The 3,025-nt window shown below is 71.6% G+C and carries 2 protein-coding genes; both read left to right on the top strand.

The features are described 5' to 3' along the window. Positions 1–43 precede the first annotated feature (43 nt). Positions 44–1,375: a glycosyltransferase family 87 protein gene (locus tag KDL01_RS40090; protein WP_212533959.1), complete on the top strand. Its 1,332-nt coding sequence runs from the start codon at positions 44–46 to the stop codon at positions 1,373–1,375. 85 nt (positions 1,376–1,460) lie between these two features. Further along, positions 1,461–2,993: an MptA/MptB family glycosyltransferase gene (locus KDL01_RS40085; RefSeq protein WP_212533958.1), complete on the top strand. Its 1,533-nt coding sequence runs from the start codon at positions 1,461–1,463 to the stop codon at positions 2,991–2,993. Positions 2,994–3,025: the final 32 nt, after the last annotated feature.

Genomic DNA, 3,025 nt, shown 5'->3' with positions numbered 1-3,025 from the left:
GCCCCGGACACCACCCCCGCCGGCGACGGACCGGAGGCCTAGCATGCGCGCCGTCGTCCGGCCGGCCTACCGGCGTCCCCTCCTGTGGTGGAGCGGGACCCGGGTGCTGCTGCTGCTCTGGGCGACGACGGTGCTGCCCTGGTTCTCCCACGGCTCCGAGATCGGCGACGTCGCGATCTACCGCGGCTGGGCCGAACTCATGCAGACCGGCACCTTCCCGGTGCACGACACCCAGTGGCAGTATCCGCCCGCGGCCGCGCTGGTCTTCCTCATCCCGCAGTGGGCCACCCACCTCGGGCTGAGCTACATCCTCGCGTTCTTCCTGTTCGCGCTGGTCGCCGACTTCGCCGTGCTGGCCCTGCTGGTCGCGCACGCCGACCGCAACGCCGCTCAACGATGCGTTGACGGCACTGAGCACGCCGCCCACCTCGGCGGGGTCTGGGCGTGGATCCTCGGCGGCTTCGCGATAGGCCCGCTGCTGCTGATGCGCTACGACGTGATCGTCACCGCGCTCGCCGTCGGCGGCCTGGTCGCCCCGGCCCGCTCGGTCCGGGCCCGCTGGTCCGTGCGCGGCGCCCTGATCGGCCTCGGCGCCATGGTCAAGGCCTGGCCCGCCGGGCTCATCCTGGGGCTGCCGCCCAAGGGCCCGGGCCGCCGCGCCGTCGCCTGGGCCGCGGGCACCGCGTTCGCCGTCACCGCCGCGCTCTCGCTCATGATGAGCGGCGCCTTCTCCTTCCTCGGCGGCCAGTCCAGCCGCGGCATCGAGGTCGAGTCCGTCCTGGCCAGCCCGTTCATGATCGCCTCCTGGTTCGGCTACCCGGTCAAGGTCGTGCACGAGTACGGCGCCTTCCAGATCTCCGGCCCCGGCGTGAACGCGCTCGCCTCCTTCGCCGAACTGCTCACCGTCCTCGGCCTCGGCCTGGTGCTGTGGTGGCGGCTGCTGCGGTTCAAGCAGCGCGCCTGGACCCCGGCCCTGATGTACGACGTCGCCTTCACCGTGGTGCTCGTCCTGGTGGTCACCAGCCGCGTGCTCAGCCCGCAGTACCTGATCTGGCTGCTCGGCCTGACCGCCCTCGTCTTCACCGAGAACGCCCCCACCCGGCGCGCCACCGTGCTCGCCCGCCCCGCGATGCTCGTGTTCGGCTGCGTCCTGGTCACCCAGATCGAGTTCCCGCTGCTGTTCGGCGAGGTCATGGGCGGCCAGTTCTGGGGCACCATGCTCGTCGCCGTGCGCAACGTCGTCCTGGTGGTCGCCTGCGTGCTGAGCCTGCGCGCGCTGTGGAACTCCGGACCGGCCGATCCCGCGGATCCGGCGGACGACGAGACGGGGCAGACGCGTCCGGACAGCCTGGCCCAAGCGACACACGGCCGCTGAAATGGCACTACCATCACCCACGGACCCGATCGAGACACCGACGGGGACCCAGACCGATCCACGGGACGAGGGCGTTGCGAGCGCAGTGAGCGAACCGACGATAAGCAGCGGGGCCGCACCCGCCGCGCTCGAGGGCAAGCGTGCCAAGGCACCGGCCGACGCGCTACCGCAGCGTGCCCCGATGCCGGGCCGCTGGCTGAGCCGGGTCGTCGAGTTCGTCTACCGGCTCGCCGACTCCACCCTGGCCACCCCGAGGGTCGCCGTCGCCGTCTCGCTCGCCGGCATCGTGCTGGTGATGCTGGTCGGCATCTTCTCGCCGAACTACAACACCCTGCCGCGGGTGCCGGCCAACGACGCGTACGTCGCCGTGGTGCTGCCCCTGTCGGACCACCTCGGCCGGCTGCCGGACTGGGCCTCGATCGCGATGACCTTCCTGGCGATCATCCTGCAGTGCCTTGGCCTGGCCGGCCTGCTGTGGGCCAACAGCCGCGGCTGGCGCCCCAACCCGCGCCACCTGTTCCTGGCCGCCTGCGTGATCGTCGCGATCATGGTGAACATCACCCCGGTCGGCTCCTCGGACACCACCAGCTACGCCGCCTACGGCCGGATGGCCAACGTCGGCATCGACCCTTACGCCAACGGCCCGAGCCAGCTCTCGCCCAACAAGGGCCCGTACCTGCTCGGCCCCGGCGACCTCTACCGGCTCGTGGTCGGCCCGATGTGGCAGTCCACCTCCTCGGTCTACGGCCCGCTGGCCACCTGGGTCCAGCAGCTGGCCTCGCACTTCGGCGGCAGCGCCAACCCGGCCGCCGCGGTCTCCGCGCTGATGATCATGAACGGGCTGGTCTTCCTCGGCGTCGGCTACTTCCTGATGCGCACCGCGGACGACCCGGTCCGGGCCGCCCTGATGTGGGTGGCCAACCCGGTGCTGATCCAGCAGCTCGTCGCCGGCGGCCACCTCGACACCTACGTGGCCGCGGCCACCGTCGTCGGCGTCCAGATCGCCCGCAGCGGCAAGGGCGGCTGGCGCTTCCTGTGGGTCGGCGTGGCCATCGGGGCAGGCTGCTGCTTCAAGATCAACGCGGCGTGGGCCGGAGTCGCCATCGGCTGGGTCCTGCTCATGCGGCGCGAATGGTGGAACCTGGGCCGCCTGGCCCTGGGCGGGCTGGGCACCGTCGCGCTGTTCTACGCGTTCTACGGACTCCACGCCTTCAAACAGCTGACGGCGGCCTCGAGCCTGGTCGCCACCCCGTCGCCCTGGCGCCTGTTCCAGCTCGCGGTCGAAAGCGTGTTCGACCTGTTCGGCGCGAGCTCCACCGGCCAGGCCGTGACCACCGACCTCATCTCGGTGACCTGGCCGATACTGATGATCGTCGTCGCGGTGCTCATCTACCGGCAGTTCTCACCCGAGCAGAACGCCCTGGTCACCGTGCCGTTCGCGCTCGGCTTCGCCTGGGTCATCGTCGCCCCCTGGGGCCTGCCCTGGTACGCCGCGGTCTCCTGGGCCATCCTCGCGCTGGTCCCGCGCAACCCGATGACCCGGTGGCTCACGCTCGTGACGGTCTACCTCGCGCTCATGCACTGCTCCGGCGGCGGCCCCGCGCCGTGGGCCAACTAGCTAGCTAGCTGTCGGCCGGCCTGCGGGCGGGC

This window comes from Actinospica durhamensis, assembly GCF_018139695.1.
Taxonomy (GTDB): domain Bacteria; phylum Actinomycetota; class Actinomycetes; order Streptomycetales; family Catenulisporaceae; genus Actinospica; species Actinospica durhamensis.
Note: the sequence above shows the minus strand (reverse complement) of the source record. Positions and strands in the feature narration are given on the sequence as shown.

Excerpts from the sequence above, each read along its gene's own strand:
- KDL01_RS40090 (WP_212533959.1), top strand. The coding sequence starts at position 44 with ATGCGCGCCGTCGTCCGGCCGGCCTACCGGCGTCCCCTCCTGTGGTGG.